General features: G+C 67.3%; 14 protein-coding genes. 7 read left to right on the top strand and 7 right to left on the bottom strand.

From position 1 onward, the window contains the following. Positions 1 to 4: 4 nt before the first annotated feature. Positions 5 to 1,750: an N-acetylglutaminylglutamine synthetase gene (ngg, locus tag CH339_RS14690; RefSeq protein ID WP_111435130.1), complete on the bottom strand. Its 1,746-nt coding sequence runs from the start codon at positions 1,748 to 1,750 to the stop codon at positions 5 to 7. Between the two features lie 53 nt (positions 1,751 to 1,803). Next, complete coding sequence (locus CH339_RS14685) at positions 1,804 to 3,579, bottom strand: N-acetylglutaminylglutamine amidotransferase (RefSeq protein WP_111435112.1); 1,776 nt, start codon at positions 3,577 to 3,579, stop codon at positions 1,804 to 1,806. 310 nt (positions 3,580 to 3,889) lie between these two features. On the opposite strand from CH339_RS14685, the gene CH339_RS14680 reads away from it, so the two are divergent. Beyond that, positions 3,890 to 4,477 (top strand): MarR family winged helix-turn-helix transcriptional regulator, encoded by a 588-nt coding sequence (locus CH339_RS14680; RefSeq protein ID WP_306461180.1) that lies wholly within the window; start codon positions 3,890 to 3,892, stop codon positions 4,475 to 4,477. A gap of 16 nt (positions 4,478 to 4,493) precedes the next feature. On the opposite strand, the gene CH339_RS14675 is transcribed toward CH339_RS14680, so the two are convergent. Then, positions 4,494 to 5,102: a TetR/AcrR family transcriptional regulator gene (locus tag CH339_RS14675; protein WP_244669212.1), complete on the bottom strand. Its 609-nt coding sequence runs from the start codon at positions 5,100 to 5,102 to the stop codon at positions 4,494 to 4,496. Positions 5,103 to 5,409: 307 nt separating this feature from the next. On the opposite strand from CH339_RS14675, the gene CH339_RS14670 reads away from it, so the two are divergent. The 6 genes from CH339_RS14670 to CH339_RS14645 all read left to right on the top strand — a co-directional run bounded on the left by CH339_RS14670 (position 5,410) and on the right by CH339_RS14645 (position 15,891). Continuing rightward, positions 5,410 to 6,612 (top strand): efflux RND transporter periplasmic adaptor subunit, encoded by a 1,203-nt coding sequence (locus tag CH339_RS14670; protein WP_111435128.1) that lies wholly within the window; start codon positions 5,410 to 5,412, stop codon positions 6,610 to 6,612. A 7-nt stretch (positions 6,613 to 6,619) separates the two neighbouring features. Then, positions 6,620 to 9,784, top strand: coding sequence for an efflux RND transporter permease subunit (locus tag CH339_RS14665; protein WP_111435110.1), 3,165 nt, complete (start codon positions 6,620 to 6,622; stop codon positions 9,782 to 9,784). 80 nt (positions 9,785 to 9,864) lie between these two features. Next, positions 9,865 to 11,334, top strand: a complete 1,470-nt coding sequence (locus CH339_RS14660) for an efflux transporter outer membrane subunit (RefSeq protein WP_111435109.1) — start codon at positions 9,865 to 9,867, stop codon at positions 11,332 to 11,334. A 144-nt stretch (positions 11,335 to 11,478) separates the two neighbouring features. After that, positions 11,479 to 12,696, top strand: coding sequence for a Bcr/CflA family multidrug efflux MFS transporter (locus CH339_RS14655; RefSeq protein WP_170138532.1), 1,218 nt, complete (start codon positions 11,479 to 11,481; stop codon positions 12,694 to 12,696). Continuing rightward, on the top strand, positions 12,693 to 13,919 hold the full coding sequence (locus CH339_RS14650; RefSeq protein ID WP_111435107.1) for an efflux RND transporter periplasmic adaptor subunit: 1,227 nt from the start codon (positions 12,693 to 12,695) through the stop codon (positions 13,917 to 13,919). The genes CH339_RS14655 and CH339_RS14650 overlap by 4 nt, the downstream gene beginning before the upstream one ends. Position 13,920: 1 nt before the next feature. Next, on the top strand, positions 13,921 to 15,891 hold the full coding sequence (locus tag CH339_RS14645; RefSeq protein ID WP_111435106.1) for a MacB family efflux pump subunit: 1,971 nt from the start codon (positions 13,921 to 13,923) through the stop codon (positions 15,889 to 15,891). Positions 15,892 to 15,955: 64 nt separating this feature from the next. On the opposite strand, the gene CH339_RS14640 is transcribed toward CH339_RS14645, so the two are convergent. The 4 genes from CH339_RS14640 to folP form a co-directional block, all read right to left on the bottom strand. Then, positions 15,956 to 16,825, bottom strand: a complete 870-nt coding sequence (locus CH339_RS14640) for a VHL beta domain-containing protein (protein WP_111435105.1) — start codon at positions 16,823 to 16,825, stop codon at positions 15,956 to 15,958. 376 nt (positions 16,826 to 17,201) lie between these two features. Continuing rightward, positions 17,202 to 17,696, bottom strand: coding sequence for a 2-amino-4-hydroxy-6-hydroxymethyldihydropteridine diphosphokinase (gene folK, locus CH339_RS14635; protein ID WP_111435104.1), 495 nt, complete (start codon positions 17,694 to 17,696; stop codon positions 17,202 to 17,204). A gap of 8 nt (positions 17,697 to 17,704) precedes the next feature. Then, the gene (gene folB / locus CH339_RS14630; RefSeq protein WP_111435103.1) at positions 17,705 to 18,070 is read right to left on the bottom strand and encodes a dihydroneopterin aldolase; all 366 of its coding nucleotides are present in this window, start codon (positions 18,068 to 18,070) and stop codon (positions 17,705 to 17,707) included. Then, positions 18,063 to 18,905, bottom strand: coding sequence for a dihydropteroate synthase (folP, locus tag CH339_RS14625; RefSeq protein ID WP_111435102.1), 843 nt, complete (start codon positions 18,903 to 18,905; stop codon positions 18,063 to 18,065). Before folP ends, folB begins: the two co-directional genes overlap by 8 nt. Positions 18,906 to 18,967: the final 62 nt, after the last annotated feature.

The raw sequence follows: 18,967 nt of genomic DNA, 5'->3' as shown, positions 1-18,967 counted from the left end.
GTCGTTATCTCGTGTTCATCCTGGCCGGTGCCAGTTCCTGCACCGCCTGGCGCATGGCCGAGGGCATCGACAGCGGGAACAACAGGTCGATGAAGCGTTCCGCCGTCGGCTGCGGTTCGTGATTGGCAAGGCCCGGCCGTTCGTTGGCCTCGATGAAAGCATAGTCCGGGCCGCGTGGCGACGTCACCATGAAGTCGACGCCGACGACCGGGATCTCGATCGCCCGGGCGACCTTGACGGCCGCTTCCACGAGCGCGGGATGCACGCCGTCTGTGACGTCGTGGATGGTGCCGCCGGTGTGCAGGTTCGCCGTCTTGCGGACCTCCAGCTCGGTCCCCTCCTCCAGCACGGTGTCGAGGTCATGGCCGGCCGCCGCGACGACCTTTTCGGTCTCCGCATCGAGCGGAATGGTCGATTCGCCGCCGGTCGCAGCCGAGCGGCGCCGGCTTTGCGCCTCGATGAGCTGGCGGATCGTCCGCCGCCCGTCGCCGACGACGCAGGCCGGCCGGCGGATGGCCGCGGCAACCAGCCGGTAATTGATAACGACGAGCCGGAGGTCCTGGCCCTCCACGCACTCTTCCAGCAGCACCGTATCGGCGAATTTGCGCGCCGCCTCGATGGCCGCCTGCACGTCCTCAAGGTTCTCCAGCCCGACGAAGACGCCGCGGCCCTGTTCGCCGCGCGCCGGCTTGACGACGACCCGGCCGTGCTTGCCGAGGAAGGCGGCGATCGCCTCCTCGCCCGCATCGGCCGACATCTGCTCCGGAACGCGCACGCCGGCGGCCTCCACCATGCGCCGTGTCACGGCCTTGTCGTCGCAGATCGACATCGCCACCGCGGTGGTGAATTCCGACAGGCTCTCGCGGCATTTCACCGTCTGGCCGCCATAGGAAAGGCGGAAGAAACCGCCCGCGGCATCGGTGACCTCAACGAGGATGCCGCGCCGGCGCGCCTCGTCGACGATGATCTTGGCATAGGGGTTGAGCGCCTCGTCGATCTCCGGACCGGTGAACAGCGTCTCGTTGATCGGGTTCTTGCGCTTGACGGTGAACAGCGGCACCCGCTCGAAGCCGAGCTTTTCATAGAGCGCGATGGCCTGCTTGTTGTCGTGCATGACCGAGAGGTCCAGATAGGCCGCGCCCCGCTCGGCCGAATATTCCGCCAAGCGGCGCACCAGCGCCTCGCCGACGCCGGGCTGGCGCGCCTGCGGGTCGACCGCAAGGCACCACAGCGACGAGCCCTTTTCCGGATCGCCGAAGGCACGGGCATGGTCGACCCCGGTGACGGTGCCGAGCACCTCGCCGGTAACTTCGTCCTCGGCGACGAAATAGCAGATCGCCCGCGCATCGCGCTGGGCCCAGAAGAACTCCAGCGGCACCGGCACCATGCCGCGCATGGCGAAGATCCGGTTGATCGCATCGGCGTCGGCCTTCGACGTCAGCCGGCGCACGAAAAAGCCCGACAGCTGCCGGTCCGAGGGCCGGTAGGTCGTCAGGTCCAGCCGGAAGCTGTGCGAGGGATCGAGGAACACCTCCTGCGGCGCGTTTGCGAGCAGAACGTGCGGGTCCTTGATGTAGAAGGCGATGTCGCGCCGTTCCGGCAGTTCCTTCTGGAGGACCGAGATCAGCGTCTCCGGATCGGTGAAGGTCTGCCCGAAGATGAGCCGCCCCCAGCCGCAATCGAGGGCGTAATTCGTCTTCGGTGCCGTCGTCGGTTCGGCGGCGGCTTTGCCGGTCTCTGGATGGTCCATCGTTTCGGCCATGACGTTGTTCCTGAGTGATCGGGCGTCCTGGATGATCGGGATCAGATGTCGTGGGCCTGCAGCCACATCTCCAGAAGCGCCACCTGCCAGAGTTCCGAGCCCCTCAGCGGCGTGATATGGGCCGTCGGGTCGTCGAACAACCGGTCGAGATAGTCCTTCCGGAAGAGGCCCCGGTCGCGCGCCGCCTGATTGGTCAGCGTGTCGCGCACCAGATCGAGATAGGGGCCCTCGATGTATTTGAGCTGCGGCACCGGGAAATAACCCTTCTTGCGGTCGATGACCTCGCTCGGCACGACCTGGCGCGCGGCGTCCTTCAGGACCCCCTTGCCGTTCTCCATCAGCTTCAGTTCCGGCGGCACGGCGGCGGCGATTTCCACGAGTTCGTGGTCGAGGAACGGCACCCGCGCCTCCAGGCCCCAGGCCATCGTCATGTTGTCCACCCGCTTCACCGGGTCGTCGACCAGCATGACCTGGGAATCGAGCCGGAGCGCCCGGTCGACCGGGGTTGCCGCGCCGTCCATCAGGAGATGCTCGGCGACGAGATCGCGGCTGATGTCGGCGTCCGGCATCCAGTCCGGGGCGAGATGGCCCTTCAGCGTCTCGTGGCTGCGGTCGAAGAACACCTTGGCGTAGTCGCCGACGACGTCGTTGGTGTTGGCGAGTGGCGGATACCAGTGATAGCCGCCGAACACCTCGTCCGCGCCCTGGCCGGACTGCACCACCTTGATGTGTTTGGAGACCTCGCGGCTGAGGAGGAAGAAGCCGATATTGTCGTAGGAGACCATCGGCTCCGACATCGCCGAGATCGTGTCCGGCAGCGAGCCGATGAGATCGGCCGAGGGCACGAAGATCTTGTGGTGGTCGGTCTGGAAGGTCTTGGCGATGAGGTCGGAATAGACGAACTCGTCGCCCTTTTCCCCGTTCGCCTCCTCAAAGCCGATGGAAAAGGTCATCAGGTCCTTCTGGCCTTCCTCGGCAAGGAGCCCGACGATGACGCTGGAATCGACGCCGCCGGACAACAGCACGCCGACCGGAACGTCCGCCACCATGCGCCGGCGCACGGCGACCCTGAGCGCTTCCAGCACCCGGTCGCGCCAATCTTCGCGGGACAGGCCGGAAAGCGCCGGATCGCGCTCGTAGGGCGGCTGCCAGTAGAGCGTGTCGGTGATCTCGCCCGAGGCGGTGATCTGGCGCACGGTCGCCGGCGGCAGCTTGCGCACGCCTTTGAGGATCGTGCGCGGCGGCGGCACCACGGCGTGGAAGGTCATGTAGTTGTGCAGCGCTTCGGGATCGATGGTCCGGTCGATGTCGCCGCCGGCAAGCAGCGCCGGCAGGCTGGAGGCAAAGCGCAGCCGGGAACCGGTTTCCGAATAGTAGAGCGGCTTGATGCCGAAGCGGTCGCGGGCGAGCGTCACGGTGCCGGTGTCGCGTTCCGCGATGGCAAAGGCGAACATGCCGTGGAAGCGCTTGACGCAGTCGGGACCCCAGGCATGGAACGCCTTCAGGATCACCTCCGTGTCGCCGTGGGAGAAGAACTTGTAGCCCTTTGCGACCAGCTCGCCGCGCAGCTCCGGATAGTTGTAGATGCAGCCGTTGAAGACGATGGTGAGACCCAGTTCCGGGTCCGTCATCGGCTGCGCCGCCTTTTCCGAAAGGTCGATGATCTTCAGCCGGCGATGGCCGAAGGCGACCGGCCCGCGCGCCAGGATGCCCGTTCCGTCGGGCCCCCGCGGGGCCAGCGTTTCGGTCATGCGGGCGACGGCTTCACCGTCGGCAAAGCTGCCGTCTAGGCGGATTTCTCCGGCAATTCCACACATGCTGGACTGAATTCTCCCAATGTCTGCGATCAAACGAAGGGGCATCTGCCAAGGCCCGTGGAGCCGCTGGAGACGCCCTGTTTTTCCTGTCCGCCGCCCGTTCCTGGGCGAAGGTCGTCAATGGCCTCTGGCATCGCCCCGGCAACAACGCGATCGGCGCCCGGGCGTTCCCGGCGAGATGTCTCCCCGTAAACGTAAGGCGCGGGATATCCCGCGCCAGTCGGCAAATTCATTAGAATACAAATGATTTGAAATCAAATATTTTCTGGTGTAACGAATTGCCTCACACTCGGACAGGAGACCCTGACACGTGAGCGACCCGCTCGGCCCCGCCGGCGACAACGCCGCCAGACACGACGGATTTGCGGACGACACCGTGCCCGATCCGGCGCCGGACGCCGCAACGCCAGACGCAACGCCAGACGTCGGGGCCATCGACAACGCGGCCCATGTCATGAAGGCGATCCGCCGCATCGTCAGGGCCAATGACATTCGCTCGAAAAAGGTCGCCCGCGAGGCGGGCCTGACGATCCCCCAGATCGTCGTCCTGCAGGCGGTCCGCGATTTCGGCCAGTTGACGACGGCGGCGCTGTCGCACCAGGCCGATCTCAGCCCGGCGACCACCGTCACCATTCTCGACAAGCTGGAGGCCCGCGGGCTCGTCACGCGGCGGCGCAGCGCCACCGACCGGCGCATCGTCCGCACCCGCCTGACTGCGGAGGGCGAACGCATCCTGAAGGGCGCGCCGGCGCTTTTCGGGCGGCGCTTCGTGACGGGATTTGCCGACCTGCCCGAGGCCGAGCAGCAGCGCATCGTGGCGGCCTTCCGGGCCGTGGCCGATCTCGTCGACCCGCCGCTCGTAGAGGCAGTGGCCCGCGAAGGGACCGACCTCGGCTGACCGCGCCGGAGCCCGGTTATGCGGGAACGCTCTCCCGCGTCTGCACGCCGTGCAGGAACACCTGGATGCAGCGCCGGATGTAGCCCTCTCGGTCATTTTCGCCGGGCCAGTCCAGTTCGGCGCCGCTCACCTTTGCCGCCATCGCGCCGAACACCATGTCCAGCAGCATCTGTGCCGCCGCCTCGGTATCGTCGATCTCCAGGCGGCCGCACGCGCATTGCCGGTCGAGCCAGTCCGCGAGTTCCCGCCTTGCGCGGATCGCGCCGTATTCGCGCGCCGTGGTGTGCAGCTCCGGATATTGGCGGGTCTCGATGATGACGAGCCGGATCAGCGCCTGGCGCCTTCGGTTGTCATCCGGATCGATCTCGACGCGGAAGATGGTCTCCAGCGCAAGGTCCAGAGGCATGTCGTCATAGTCGCCCGGCAACAGCAGCATGCGCTGACGGTGCTTGTCGATGATCGCCGCGAACAGGTCGAGCTTGCCGGGAAACAGCCGGTAGAGCGTGCGCTTGGAAACCCGGCAGGCCCCGGCAATCTGGTCCATGGTGGTGCCGCCGTATCCATTGGCCAGGAACAGCTCATGGGCCTGTTCGATGATGATGCCGCGCTGTACGTTGTCCGGCATGGCCTTCGGACGGCCGCGCTTTCGGCGCCCGGCTCCCGAGTGCTGGTCTGCACCCCCCTCGTGGCTTTCCGGCAACGGTCGGGCAATCGAAGTCATTCGGTATTCCTCGCGGCAGTTGACATCGCCTCACCACCTGAATATTGGTAATCGAAGGTTTTGTAAATAAGGGTTCCAACCTTTGCGCCAAACAATCACGTGGCATGCCGGAGCACCGGCGCCGCGCCGTTGTGCGTTCGCCAACGCACAACGGCAAGCGGCCCGGGCGACGCTCCGAACGGGCCTTGTCGCCCTCTTCACCGCTGCAGCCCTGGTCGCGGCGACCGAATCATATGCCCAGGCACCGGGCGGCGGGCCGAAGCCCGAAGTCGGTGTCCTGACGCTGCATCCCCAGTCGGTGGCGATCACCGCGGAACTGCCGGGCCGCACGACGGCCTCGCTGATTGCCGAGGTGCGCCCCCAGGTCAACGGCATCATCCGCCGGCGCCTGTTCACCGAGGGCAGCGAGGTGGAGGCCGGCGCGCCGCTCTACCAGATCGACGACGCCACCTACCGCGCCGCCTATCAGAGCGCCCGCGCCACCCTGCAAAAGGCGCTGGCCGCGGTGCCGAGCGCCGAGGCCAAGGTCAAGCGCTACGAAAATCTGATCAAGCAGAACGCCATCTCCAGTCAGGAGCTGGACGATGCCAAGGCGACGCTGGCCCAGGCCAATGCAGACGTCGCGGTCGCCAAGGCCCAGGTGGAAACCGCCCGCATCAACCTAACCTATACGACGGTGCTGGCGCCGATCGACGGGCGGGTCGACGAATCGCAACTGACCGTTGGTGCCCTCGTCACGGCGAATCAGTCGACCGCGCTGACCACGATCCGCACCCTCGATCCGATCAATGTCGACGTCACCCAGTCGAGCACCAATCTGCTCAACCTCAGGAAGGCGGTCGAGGAAGGTCGGATCAAGCTGCGCGGCGACAACATCACCGTGCGCCTGAAGCTGGAGACCGGAACGCTCTATGCGGAGTCCGGCACTCTTGCGTTTGTCGAATCCTATGTCGACCGGACCACCGGCACCTACACGCTGCGCGCCGAGTTCCCCAATCCGGACCGGCTTCTGCTGCCCGGCATGTATGTCCGCGCGCTCGTCGAGGAAGGCATTGCGGAAAACAGCTTCGTGGTGCCGCAGCGCGCCGTCAGCCGCAGCACCAAGGGCGATGCGACGGCCCTGTTCGTGACCGAGGACAATAAGATCGAGCAGCGCATTCTCGAGACCAACTCGAGCGTCGGCAACAACTGGCTGGTCAGCGACGGCATTTCCGACGGCGACCGCATCGTCGTCACCGGGTCACAGTTCGTGCGCGAAGGTGCCGACGTGACGACCGTGGAGGTCGTCATCGACGAGACCACCGGAGAGGTGTCTGAACTGAAGCAGGGCGCCGCGGCGCCGGACGATCCCGCCACGCTCGCGCTCGCTGCCGAAGCCGGACCGAAACAGAAGCCCGGCGCGGCCAAGGACTGAGACCCGAATGTCATCTTTCTTCATCGACCGGCCGATCTTCGCCTGGGTCATTGCAATCGTTATCATGCTCGGCGGCCTGCTGGCCCTGAACACGCTGCCGATCTCGCAATATCCGGACATCGCGCCGACCACCGTGCGCATTTCCGGCACTTACCCCGGTGCCGACGCGCAGACGGTGGAGAACTCCGTCACCAAGGTGATCGAGAGCGGCATGACCGGCATCGACCACCTCGACTACATGTCGGCGACGTCGACCTCCATCGGCCGCGCGGAAATCGTCCTCACCTTCACCAGTGCCGCCGACCCCGACGTCGCCCAGATGCAGGTCCAGAACAAGCTGCAGCTCGTCACGCCGCAGCTTCCCCAGGCGGTGCAGGACAACGGCCTGACGGTCAACAAGTCGTCTTCCGGCTTCCTGCTGGTTATCGGTTTCATCTCCGAGACCGGCGACATGACCCAGACCGACCTGGCCGACTATGTGGACAGCACGCTGATCGACACGCTGAACCGCGTCGAAGGCGTCGGCGAGACCCAGGTGTTCGGTTCCGGCTACGCCATGCGGATCTGGCTCGATCCGGACAAGCTGTCGAAATACGCCCTGATGCCGGGTGACATCGCCGCTGCGGTGCAGTCCCAGAACACCCAGGTCTCGGCCGGCCAGCTCGGCGGCCTGCCCGCCGTCGAGGGCCAGCAGCTCAACGCCACGGTCACCGCACGCAGCCGCCTGCAGACCCCTGAGCAGTTCCGCAACATCATCCTGAAGAGTACCACCGAAGGCTCCATCGTCCGCCTCAACGACGTCGCCCGGGTGGAGATCGGCTCGGAAAGCTACAACACCACGGCGCGCTACCAGGGCCAGCCGGCGGCCGGCGTCGGCGTCAGCCTCGCCACCGGCGCCAATGCGCTGTCGACCGCGCAGCGGGTCCGCGACACCATCGAGCGCATGCGGCCGACCTTCCCGGCCGGCGTCACGGTGGTCTACCCCTACGACACCACCCCGTTCGTGCGCCTGTCCATCGAAGAGGTGGTGAAGACGCTGATCGAGGCCATCGTCCTCGTCTTCATCGTCATGTTCGTGTTCCTGCAGAACATCCGCGCCACCATCATCCCGACGCTGGCCGTCCCGGTCGTCCTCCTCGGCACCTTCGGGGTGCTCGCCGTCTTCGGCTTTTCCATCAACACGCTGACCATGTTCGCCATGGTGCTGGCCATCGGCCTCCTGGTCGACGACGCCATCGTCGTGGTGGAGAACGTCGAACGCGTGATGCACGACGAAAAGCTGCCGCCGCGCGAGGCGACGCGCAAATCCATGCGCGAGATCACCGGCGCCCTGATCGGCATCGTCACCGTGCTGTCCGCCGTGTTCATCCCGATGGCGTTCTTCGGCGGCTCGGTCGGCGTCATCTACCGCCAGTTCTCCGTCACCATCGTCTCGGCCATGGTGCTGTCGCTGATCGTCGCCCTGGTGTTGACGCCGGCGTTGTGCGCGACGATCCTGAAGCCGCCGCCGGACCATGCGACCCAGAAGGGGCCGTTCGGCTGGTTCAACCGGATGTTCGACCGCACCACCCGCGGCTACCACACGGGCACCGGCGCCATCGTGCACCGCTCGATCCGCTTCGTCGCCGTGTTCCTGGCGATCGTCGTCGCCGCGGTCTGGCTGTTCGAAAAGCTGCCGGGCTCGTTCCTGCCGGAAGAGGACCAGGGCTTCCTGATCGCCTCGGCCACCCTGCCGGCCGGCGCGACACAGGACCGCACCCTCGCCGTCCTCGACCAGATCGACGAGCATTTCCGCAAGAACGAGGCGGAGCTGGTCGAAAGCGTGTTCACCGTCGCCGGCTTCGGCTTCGGCGGCCGCGGCCAGAATGTGGGCCTGTCCTTCATCCGGCTGAAGCCGTTCGACGAACGCGATGGCCCCGGCACCTCGGCCCAGGAGATGGCCGGACGGGCGATGCCCGCGCTGATGCAGATCAAGGACGCCCGCGTGTTTGCGCTGGCCCCGCCCGCGATCCGCGGCCTCGGCAACACCAACGGCTTCAACTTCTACCTCCAGGACATCAACGGCGCCGGCCACGACAAGCTGATCGAGGCCCGCAACCAGCTCCTCGGCCTTGCCGGCCAGTCGAAGCTGCTCGCCAACACCCGGCCGAACGGCCAGGAGGACACGCCGCAGTTCTCGATCGACATCGACCAGGAACGGGCAAGCGCCTTCGGCATCGGTATTGCCGACATCAACCAGACAGTGTCGATCGCCTGGGGCAGCGACTACGTCAACGACTTCATCGACCGCGGCCGCGTCAAGCCGGTCTACCTGCAGGCGGACAAGGAATTCCGCATGCAGCCGGAGGACGTTGCCCGCTGGCATGTGCGCAACAGCGCCGGCCAGATGGTGCCGTTCTCGTCCTTCTCCGACAGCCGCTGGACCTTCGGCTCGCCGCGCGTGGAACGCTACAACGGCTCCTCGGCGGTCGAGATGCAGGGCTCCGCCGCCGCCGGCATCAGCTCCGGCGAGGCGATGGACGAGATCGAGCGGCTGATCGAGCAGTTGCCGGCCGGCTTTTCCTTCGAATGGACGGGCCTGTCCTACCAGGAAAAACTCTCCGGCAACCAGGCGACGGCACTCTACGCCATCTCCATGCTGGTCGTCTTCCTCAGCCTGGCCGCCCTCTATGAGAGCTGGGCGACGCCGCTCGCCGTCATGCTCTCGGTGCCGATCGGCTTCTTCGGCGCCGTCGCCGCCGCGCTCTATTTCGGCCAGACCAACGACGTCTATTTCAAGGTCGGCCTGCTGACAACGATCGGCCTTGCCGCCAAGAACGCCATTCTCATCGTCGAGTTCGCGCTCGCCCAGCTCGATACGGGCAAGCCGCTCGTCGAGGCGACCCAGGAGGCGGCCCGCCAGCGCCTCCGGCCGATCCTGATGACGTCCTTCGCCTTCATCCTCGGCGTGACGCCCCTGGCAATCGCCAACGGTCCGGGCTCCGGCGCGCAGAATTCCATCGGTATCGGCGTCATGGGCGGCATGATCGCGGCCACCTTCCTCGGCATTTTCTTCGTCCCCCTTCTCTTTGTCGTCGTTCGGCGTATCTTCCGCAGCGACAAGAGGCGCGATGATGCCTCGACACCTCCCCCCGCCGGCGATCAGAACCCGGCCGTCGAATCGCAAGGATGAAGACCGTGACCCGGTGTGCCCGACCCGAGACGTTGCCCCGAGCCGCATCTCCCGCCCCCCGCATGAGGCACGCTCCGCGGATGGCGGTCGCCGGTCTGACCGCGGCGCTGCTGGCCGGCTGCGCCGTCGGTCCGGACTACCAGACGCCGTTCCTGTCGATGCCCGACGGCTGGAGCCACGCCAAGGGCGACACGGCAACGCCGCGCCCGCCGGAGCTCGCCAGATGGTGGCGCCGGCTGCGCGACCCGCTGCTCAACCAGATCATCGAGGAGGCGGTCGCCGGCAATCTCGACGTCGCCGCCGCCAAGGCGCGCGTGCGCGAGGCCCGGGCCGCCTATCGCCAGAGCTTCGGCGCCATGCTGCCGGGCGTTTCCGGCAGCGGCTCGGCGACCAGCAACAAGAGCACCGGCGCCGGCGGCAGTAACGGCGAGCACTACAAGCTCTACCAGGCCGGCTTCGACGCGAGCTGGGAGATCGACCTTTTCGGCGTCAACAAGCGCGCCGTGGAGGCGGCCCAGTACGGCCTCGACGCGGCCGAGGAGGATTTGCGGGCAACGCTCCTCACGCTGGTCGGCGACGTCGCCGCCAACTATGTCGACGCCCGCGGCTACCAGGCCCGCATCGCGCTCGCCCAGCGCACCGCCGGCTCCCAGCGCGAGACCGCCGACCTCACCCGCAACAAGTTCGAGGCCGGCGCCGCCACCGCCCTCGACGTCGCCAACGCCTCCGGCCAGCAGACCGACACCGAGGCCAACATCCCGGCGCTGCGCGCCGCCTTCCACCAGGCTGTGCACCGGCTCGGCGTCCTCACCGGCAAGCCGCCCGCCGCGCTCGCCGACCGCATGAACAAGCCGAAGGCGATTCCGCGGCCGAGCTGGCCGATCCCCACCGGCATTCCCGCCGACGTCCTCATCGACCGGCCCGACGTGCGGCTGGCCGAGCGCCAGCTCGCCGCCTCCACCGCCCGCATCGGCCAGGCCGAGGCCGAGCGCTATCCCAAGGTCAGCCTGATCGGCAACATCGACACCTCGGCCCGCAAATTCGGCGACCTCGGCAAGTCGTCGTCGATAAGCTGGTCGTTCGGCCCGACGGTCTCCGTGCCGATCTTCAATGGCGGCCAGTTGAAGGCCGGCGTCGAAATCGCCGAAGCCCAGCGCGACCAGTATTTCCTCGCCTATCGCAGCGCCGTGCTGACGGCGCTGGAGGACGTCGAGAACGCCCTCGTCGCCCTGCGCCAGGAGCGCATCAAGCACGGCCGGCTGGCCTCCTCGGTGCAGTCCTACCGCAAGTCGGCAAGCCTCGCCCGCTCGCTCTACGACACCGGTTCGTCGAGCTTCCTGGACGTGCTCGACGCGGAACGCTCGCTCTATTCGGCCGAGGACGCCCTGATCGCCAGCCGCGTCGCCATCACCCAGGATTACATCTCGCTGCACAAGGCGCTGGGCGGCGGCTGGTCCGGAGAGGTCGACAGCTCCAAGCCGGAGGTCGTCGATGTCAACACCGGGCCGCATTTCGTCGATATCAGGCCCCGTCCCGCGCCTGCGCGGTGACAGCGCTGCGGACCTGACCGCACTCTCCCGCGGGGCGCCTCCACGGCCCGCGGGACAGATTGAAATGGAATTCACGCATCCGGCGCGTTCCTACGCGCCGACATGGAGCGGTCCGGCGTTCGCAGCCAGGCCGCAAGGAACCGAATGACGCCTGTTGAGAGAACTGACCTTGACGCAAAGGGAATAAACGTTGCCGGCCTGACGCTGCTGCTCGGCGCGCTGACCGCCTTTGCCCCCTTTGCCACCGACCTCTACCTGCCCGGCCTGCCGGAGATCGCGGCGAGCTTTCGCACCGATTCCGGCCACGTCCAGCTCAGCCTGTCGGTGTTCTTCCTCGGGCTGGCCGTCGGCCAGATCATCTACGGTCCGCTGATCGACCGCCTCGGCCGCCGCCTGCCGCTGCTCATCGGCGTCGCCATCTTCACCGTCACCTCGTTCCTGATCGCCTTTGCCCCGACCATCGAGGCCTTCGTCGGCCTCCGGCTGCTGCAGGGGCTGTCCGGCTGCGCCGGCATGGTCGTCGGCCGCGCCGCCGTCCGCGACCTGTTCGACGAGCGCGAGACGGCGCGGGTGTTTTCCATGCTGATCACGGTGATCGGCATCGCCCCGATCGTCGCGCCGGTGCTTGGCGGCTATGTGCTCACGGTCAGCCAGTGGCCGGCCGTCTTCGTCCTCTTGGGCCTGTTCGGCCTCGTCTGCCTTGCCGCGGCCGCCCGGTTCCTGCCCGAGACCCTGCCTGAGGACGAGCGCAACAGCGCCAATCTCGGTTCCATCGTCATGACCTATCTGCGGCTTGCCAGCTGCCGCGCCTTCATCCTGCCGGCCCTCGTCGGCAGCTTCGCCTTTGGCGGCCTGTTCTCCTTCATCAGCGGCTCGTCCTTCGTCTTTATCGAGATCTACGGGCTCAGCGAGCAGCATTACGGCTGGCTGTTCGGCATCGTCGCCGCCGCCCTGATGGTCGGCGCCCAGGTCAACCGTGCCCTGTTGAAGACGCTGGAGCCGCGCACCGTGTTTGCGATCGGCATCGCCGTATCCATTGCCGCCGCCATCGCCCTCAACCTCGCCGTCGCGACGGGCTCGCTGGTCCTCGTCGTCATGGCGCTCTGGGCCATCGTCGGCGTCATCCCGCTGATCTCGACCAACGCCATGGCCATCGCCATGGCCCAGAGCCGGGGCAATGCCGGCAGCGCCTCCGCCCTGCTCGGCCTCTTGCAGTTCGGCACCGCCGCCATCGTCAGCGCCGTCATCAGCACGATCCACAACGACACGGCCTATCCGATGTCCGGCGCGATCCTCGGCTGCGGTATCGTCGCCGGCATCCTGCTCGTCGTCTTTCGCATGACGGAGAAAAACCGCCGATGAGCGCACCGGCACGCAAACGATCCCTCGGCCGCCGGATCGGCGTTGCCCTCGTCGTTCTCGCCGTGATCGCAGCGGCGGCCTGGTTTGCCCGCCCCTACCTCGTCGAGGAGGAGGCGCCGGACGTCATGACCGCACCGGTGCGCCGCGGCGACGTGGAGGTCACCGTACTGGCCAGCGGCACCTTGCGGCCGGCCAAGCTGGTCGCCGTCGGCGCCCAGGTCTCCGGCCGCATCACGGCCCTGCACGTTGCCCTCGGCGACACCGTGACGGAAGGCGACCTGATCGCGGAAATCGATTCCGTCACCCAGGAAAATGCCCTGCGCACGGCCGAAGCGACGCTCGCCAACGTCCGCGCCCAGAAAGTGGAAAAGGAGGCGACGCTCACGCTCAACCGCCAGAGCCTTGAGCGCCAGCGCCGCATGCTCGCCCAGCAGGCCACGTCCCAGGCCGATTTCGAATCCGCCGAGGCCGCCGTCAAGACCACCGAGGCGCAGATCGACGCCCTCGCCGCCCAGGTCGTCGAGGCTGAGGTCGCGGTGGAGACCGCCCGCGCCAATCTCGGCTACACCCGCATCACCGCGCCGATGGGCGGCACGGTGCTGGCGATCGTCAACCAGGAGGGCCAGACGGTGAACGCGGCCCAGTCCGCACCGACCATCGTCGTCCTCGGCCAGCTCGACAGCATGAAGGTGGAGGCGGAAATCTCCGAGGCCGACATCGTCAACGTCAAGCCGGGCCAGCCGGTCTACTTCACCATCGTCGGCGACCTCGACACCCGCTATGACGCGGTGCTGGAATCGATCGAGCCGGCTCCGGACTCCATCGTCAACGATCCCGCCATCAGCAGTTCGTCCTCGAGCACCTCGTCGTCCTCGACTGAGGCGATCTACTACAACGGCATCTTCCATGTGCCGAACCCCGACGGGCACCTCAGGACCTATATGACCGCCGAGGTCCATATCGTGCTCGGCGCCGCGCGCGACGTTCTCACCATCCCGGCCGTCGCCATCGGACCGCGCGATGCGGACGGCAGCCGCACTGTCGACGTTCTTGAAACGGACGGGGAGGTCGCGACCCGCAAGGTCGAGATCGGCCTCAACGACAAGTCGGTCGCCGAAGTCCGCTCCGGGCTCGAGGAGGGCGCGCGCGTCGTCACCGGCACCCGGAGCGGCGAGACGGCGACCCGCGAGCGCCGCCCGCGCCGGGGCCCGATGGGGTTCTGAGATGACAGCGGACACAAAGCCGCTGATCGAGGTCAAGGGCCTGACGCGGGCGTTCCGCGCCGGCGAGGACGAACTGCTCGCCCTCGACCACATCGACCTGACCATCGAGCGCGGCGAGATGGTGGCGATCGTCGGTGCGTCGGGCTCCGGCAAGTCGACGCTCATGAACATCCTCGGCTGCCTCGACCGTCCGACCGGCGGCAGCTACCGCATCAACGGCCGCGAGACCGCCGAGCGTGACGCCGACGAACTGGCCGCCCTGCGCCGGGAGCATTTCGGCTTCATCTTCCAGCGCTATCACCTGCTCGCCGAACTGACGGCCGTCGGCAACGTGGAAATCCCGGCGATCTATGCCGGCCGCGGCGGCGAGGAGCGGCACGAGCGCGCCGTTGCCCTTCTTTCCCGGCTCGGCATGGACGATCGGCTCGGCCACCGGCCCGGCCAGCTTTCCGGCGGCCAGCAGCAAAGGGTCTCCATCGCCCGCGCGCTGATGAACGGCGCGGAGGTGATCCTTGCCGACGAGCCGACCGGGGCCCTCGATTCCCAGAGCGGCGAGGAGGTCCTGAAGATCCTCCAGGAGCTCAACGCCGACGGCAAGACCGTCATCATGGTCACCCACGACCCGGCCATCGCCGCCCACGCCAACCGCACCATCGAGCTGAAGGACGGCGTCATCGTTGCGGACACCCGGACCGACAGCGCCGGAACCGTGGCGTGCGCCGGCCGCGATGAAGGCGAAAAGCTGAACGCCGGCGCCCGCTCCCTTCGCGCCGAGGCGGCCCGTTTCCGAGAGGCGTTCAGGATGGCCGTCGTCGCCATGCGCGCCCACAAAGTGCGGGCGTTCCTGACCATGCTCGGCATCATCATCGGCATCGCCTCGGTGGTCGCCGTCGTCGCCCTCGGCGAGGGCTCGCGCCAGAAGGTGCTGGCCAACATCTCCAGCCTCGGCACCAACACGCTGGAAGTCTTTCCCGGCCGGGACTTCGGCGACGTTCGCTCGGGCCGCATCACCACGCTGGTGGTCGCCGACGCCAACGCGCTGGCCCGCCAGCCCTATGTCGCCGCCGTCACGCCGACGGTGACGACCAGCGACACCATCCGCTTCGGCGCCGAGGAGGCGAGCGGGCGCATCAACGGCGTCAGCGACGCCTATTTCGCCGCCGAGGGGCTGAAGCTCGCCTCCGGCCGCCTGTTCGATGCCGACAGCGTCGCACGGCGCAGCCAGGACGCCGTCATTGACCAGAACACCCAGTCGGCGCTCTTCAAGGACGGCGTCGACCCGGTCGGCAAGGTGGTCTTCGTCGGTCCGGTCCCCTGCCGCGTGATCGGCGTCGTGGAGCCGCGCAGCGGCGGTTTCGGCTCCTCCAACAACCCCTCCGTCTACCTGCCCTACACCACGGTCCAGACCCGCATCCTCGGCGACACCCGGCTGCGCTCCATCACCGTCCAGGTCAGCGACGACACCGACACGGACCTCGCCGAAAAGGCCGTCACCAAATTCCTCACCTCGCGGCACGGGACCAAGGACTTCTTCATCCTTAACACCGACGACATCCGCCGCACCATCACCTCCACGACGGAAACGCTGACGCTGCTGATCGCTGCCATCGCCCTCATCTCGCTCTTCGTCGGCGGTATCGGCGTCATGAACATCATGCTGGTCTCGGTCTCCGAACGGGTCGGCGAGATCGGGGTCAGGATGGCCGTCGGCGCCCGCCGCGGCGACATATTGCGCCAGTTCCTCATCGAGGCGGTTCTGGTCTGCCTGATCGGCGGCGTCCTCGGCATCGCCGCCGCCCTCGGCTTCGGCGCGCTCTTCAAGCTGGTCGGCTCCAATTTCACGCTGATCTATTCGACGACCTCGATCGTCGCCGCGTTCCTGTGCTCCAGCCTCATCGGCGTCGCCTTCGGCTATTTGCCGGCGCGCAACGCCTCGCGGCTCGACCCGGTCGTCGCCCTGATGCGGGACTAAGGGCCCACGGCAAAGAAAAGGCGGACCCGCGGGCCCGCCCTCTCGCCATGCATCGTCGAACCGCCTACCGGATAGTGAACCGGTTGCCGCCGTCGTCCACCGTCATCACGCCGCCATGGCAGCGGCCCTGGAAATCCCTGGCGATCCAGCGGTGGCCGGAAAAACTGTCGAGCGTCGTCGTCTCGCCCGGCATCAGCGCGGCGAATTCCACAGGCGTGCCGCCGGAATCGAGCCAGTAGATATTGACCGCCTGGTCGGCCCGGTTGGTGAACCGCACCTGCCGCCGCACATCGGACGACGGCGAGGGCATGGCGCCGGGCGCCGGACAGCCGGCGCCGGACCGCGCAGCATTGCGCATCACCGGAGGCTCTGCCCGCGGCTCCGGGGCAGCCGTGCGGGCATTCGGCATCTCGAACCGCTTCAGCTTCGGCCGCCGGGCCGGGCCGCCGTTCTGGGCGACGCAGTCCTCGGCCGCCGACAGCGCGGCGGCGGAACCGTTCAGCGACCAGCGCCGCTCGCGCCCGCCGAGCCGCACCCCGAAGACCCGGCCGGCGCGCACCTCATCGATGAAAGCATCGTCCACCCGCGTTGCCGCGCGCTTGCCGTCGCGCGAGCCGGCGAAGTCGGCAAACTGCGAGAAATCGTCGACGAAAAGGTCGCCCGCGACCTTGGTCCTGCTGCCGGTGCCCGGCACGCCGACGCGCCAGATGCGGCCGTTATAGCTGAAGATGAGGGCGCCGGCGGTGCGGCTGCGCAGCCGTGCCCGGCAGGCCCGGAATTCGCCGTCGCGGAAAACCGCAAAGACGACCCAGTCACCGAGGCGGGCAAAGCGCTCCGAGGCGGCGGACGCCGGCCCGGCCGCCCCGAACGACATCGCGCCGGCAAGTCCGGCGGTGAGAACCCCGGCAAGGGCTGCTGAGAAAACCCGTGTCATGAAAGCATCTCCCTAAAGCGAATTCCCGAATAGCAGGTTCGGATCAGAATACCCGCCAAAAAAGGCGGTTGGAGCATTTCAAGCGCATCAACGACTGCAAGGCATGCGCCAAAGGTGGGGTCCGAAGGACGCCTGTCCCTGAGGATATCCCCGGGCCGGGCCGCCTGTGCCGGACTGCCGCGGCCGGCGTTCCCCCGGAAGGAATACATGGGGTGGAAAGAAGATCGACCAAGGGGCCGGTGCGAAGGGGTCGGCCGCGCGCGCCAGGCCGTGAGCCGACCGAAATCTCCGCCGGCTTCGTCGAATGAATACAATTAATAAATCGTAGACGGTTTATGCGATTGGTCGGAACCGTTTGGAAAATATGCCGAATCTCTCATTCCGCCGCGCCGGCCGGCTCCAGGCGATGGACGCCGTCGCCGCCGAGGCGGTTTAGCGCGTCGCGGACGGAAGTGCCCGAGATCACCTTCTCCGGCGCGATGTCGGCCAGCGGGGCGAGCACGAAGGCGCGCTCGAGCATGTGCGGATGGGGCACGGTGAGCCCGGCCTCGTCGATCGCCTCCTCGCCGAAGAAGAGCACGTCGAGATCGATCACCCGGGGCCCCCAGCGGCTGATCCGCTTGCGGCCGAGCCGGGCCTCGATGGCAAGGCAAAGGTCGAGAAGCTCGCGCGCCGGCAGCGTCGTCTCCACCAGGACGCAGGCATTGACGAACCAGTCCTGGTCGGTGACGCCCCAGGGATCGGTCTTGAAGAAGCCGGACCGCGCCGTGACCGTAACGCCGGATGCGGCATCGAGGAGCGCGATCGCCCGCGCGATGGTGCCCGCCTTGTCGCCCATATTGCTGCCGAGGCCGATAGCCGCTTCCGTCATGTCAGAACTCACTGCCTTTCGCGAAAGATCTCGACCGCCACGAAGTCGAACATGCCGGCGATCGGCGCCTGCGGCTTGCGTACGGTGATGTCGACCGCGCTCACCGTCTCGAAGCGCTCCAGGATGCGCGCGGCGACTGTTTCCGCCAGCGCTTCCAGGAGATGGTAGCGGGATCCGGTCGCGACATCCTCCACGGTCCGGAACAGGCTCTCGTAGCAGAGCGCCCGGGAATAGTCGTCGCTCGTCCCGGCATCGCGCGTATCGGTCACGCAGGCGACGTCGAATTCGAACCGCTGGCCGAGCCGCGCCTCTTCCGCGTGGACGCCGTGGAAGGCGTGCACGACGATATTCTTCAGAACAATGCGATCAGCCATTCGGTTCCCCAGACAAGGGTCTTGTCACCAGATCGGCGAAGCGGCAGGCCTCCACGTGCTCCCTGACGTCGTGGACGCGGACGATGTCCGCCCCCTTGGCGACCGCCAGCACATTGCTGGCGAGCGTGGCGTTGAGGCGCCGGTCGACGGGAAGGCCGAGAAACTTGCCGAACATGGATTTGCGCGACGTGCCGACGAGGATCGGCAAACCGAAGCGCTTGAGGTCGTCGAGATGCGACAGGACCTGAACGTTCTGCGCCGCCGTCTTGCCGAAGCCGATGCCCGGATCGAGGATAATGCGCGAGCGGTCGATGCCGGCGATGGTGGCGATGGCCAGCGTATGGTCGAAGAAGGCCATCAGCTCCGACATCACATCAACACCGTCCTCGGCGGGATCGCGGTTGTGCATGGCGACGAGCGTCGCATCGGCATCGGCGACGACGCCGGCCATGTCGGGATCGCGCTGCAGGCCCCAGACGTCGTTGACGATAGCGGCCCCGGCCTCCAGCGCCCGGCGCGCCACCTCGGCCTTGTAGGTGTCGACCGAGATCGGAACCGAGATCGCCTTGGCGAGCGCTTCGATTACCGGGATGACCCGCGCGGCCTCCTCCTCCAGCGACACCTCCCTGGAGCCCGGCCGCGTCGATTCCCCGCCGACATCGATGATGTCGGCACCGTCCTCCACCATCTGCAGCGCATGGGCGTGGGCCATGCCGTGGTCGTCGAACCGGCCGCCGTCGGAGAACGAATCGGGCGTCACGTTGAGGATGCCCATGACGAGGGTGCGGTTGCCGACGGCAAAGCGTTCGCCGCCGATGTCGAGGAATTTTGCCATGTCGGGCAGGTGCTCCGGGTTGCGGCGCCGCGGACAGGAAGCCGGGTCAGCCAAGGCGCGAG

The organism is Rhodobium orientis, from assembly GCF_003258835.1.
GTDB lineage: Bacteria > Pseudomonadota > Alphaproteobacteria > Rhizobiales > Rhodobiaceae > Rhodobium > Rhodobium orientis.
The sequence above is the reverse complement of the archived record's forward strand: the minus strand, read 5'-3'. Positions and strand labels throughout refer to the sequence as shown.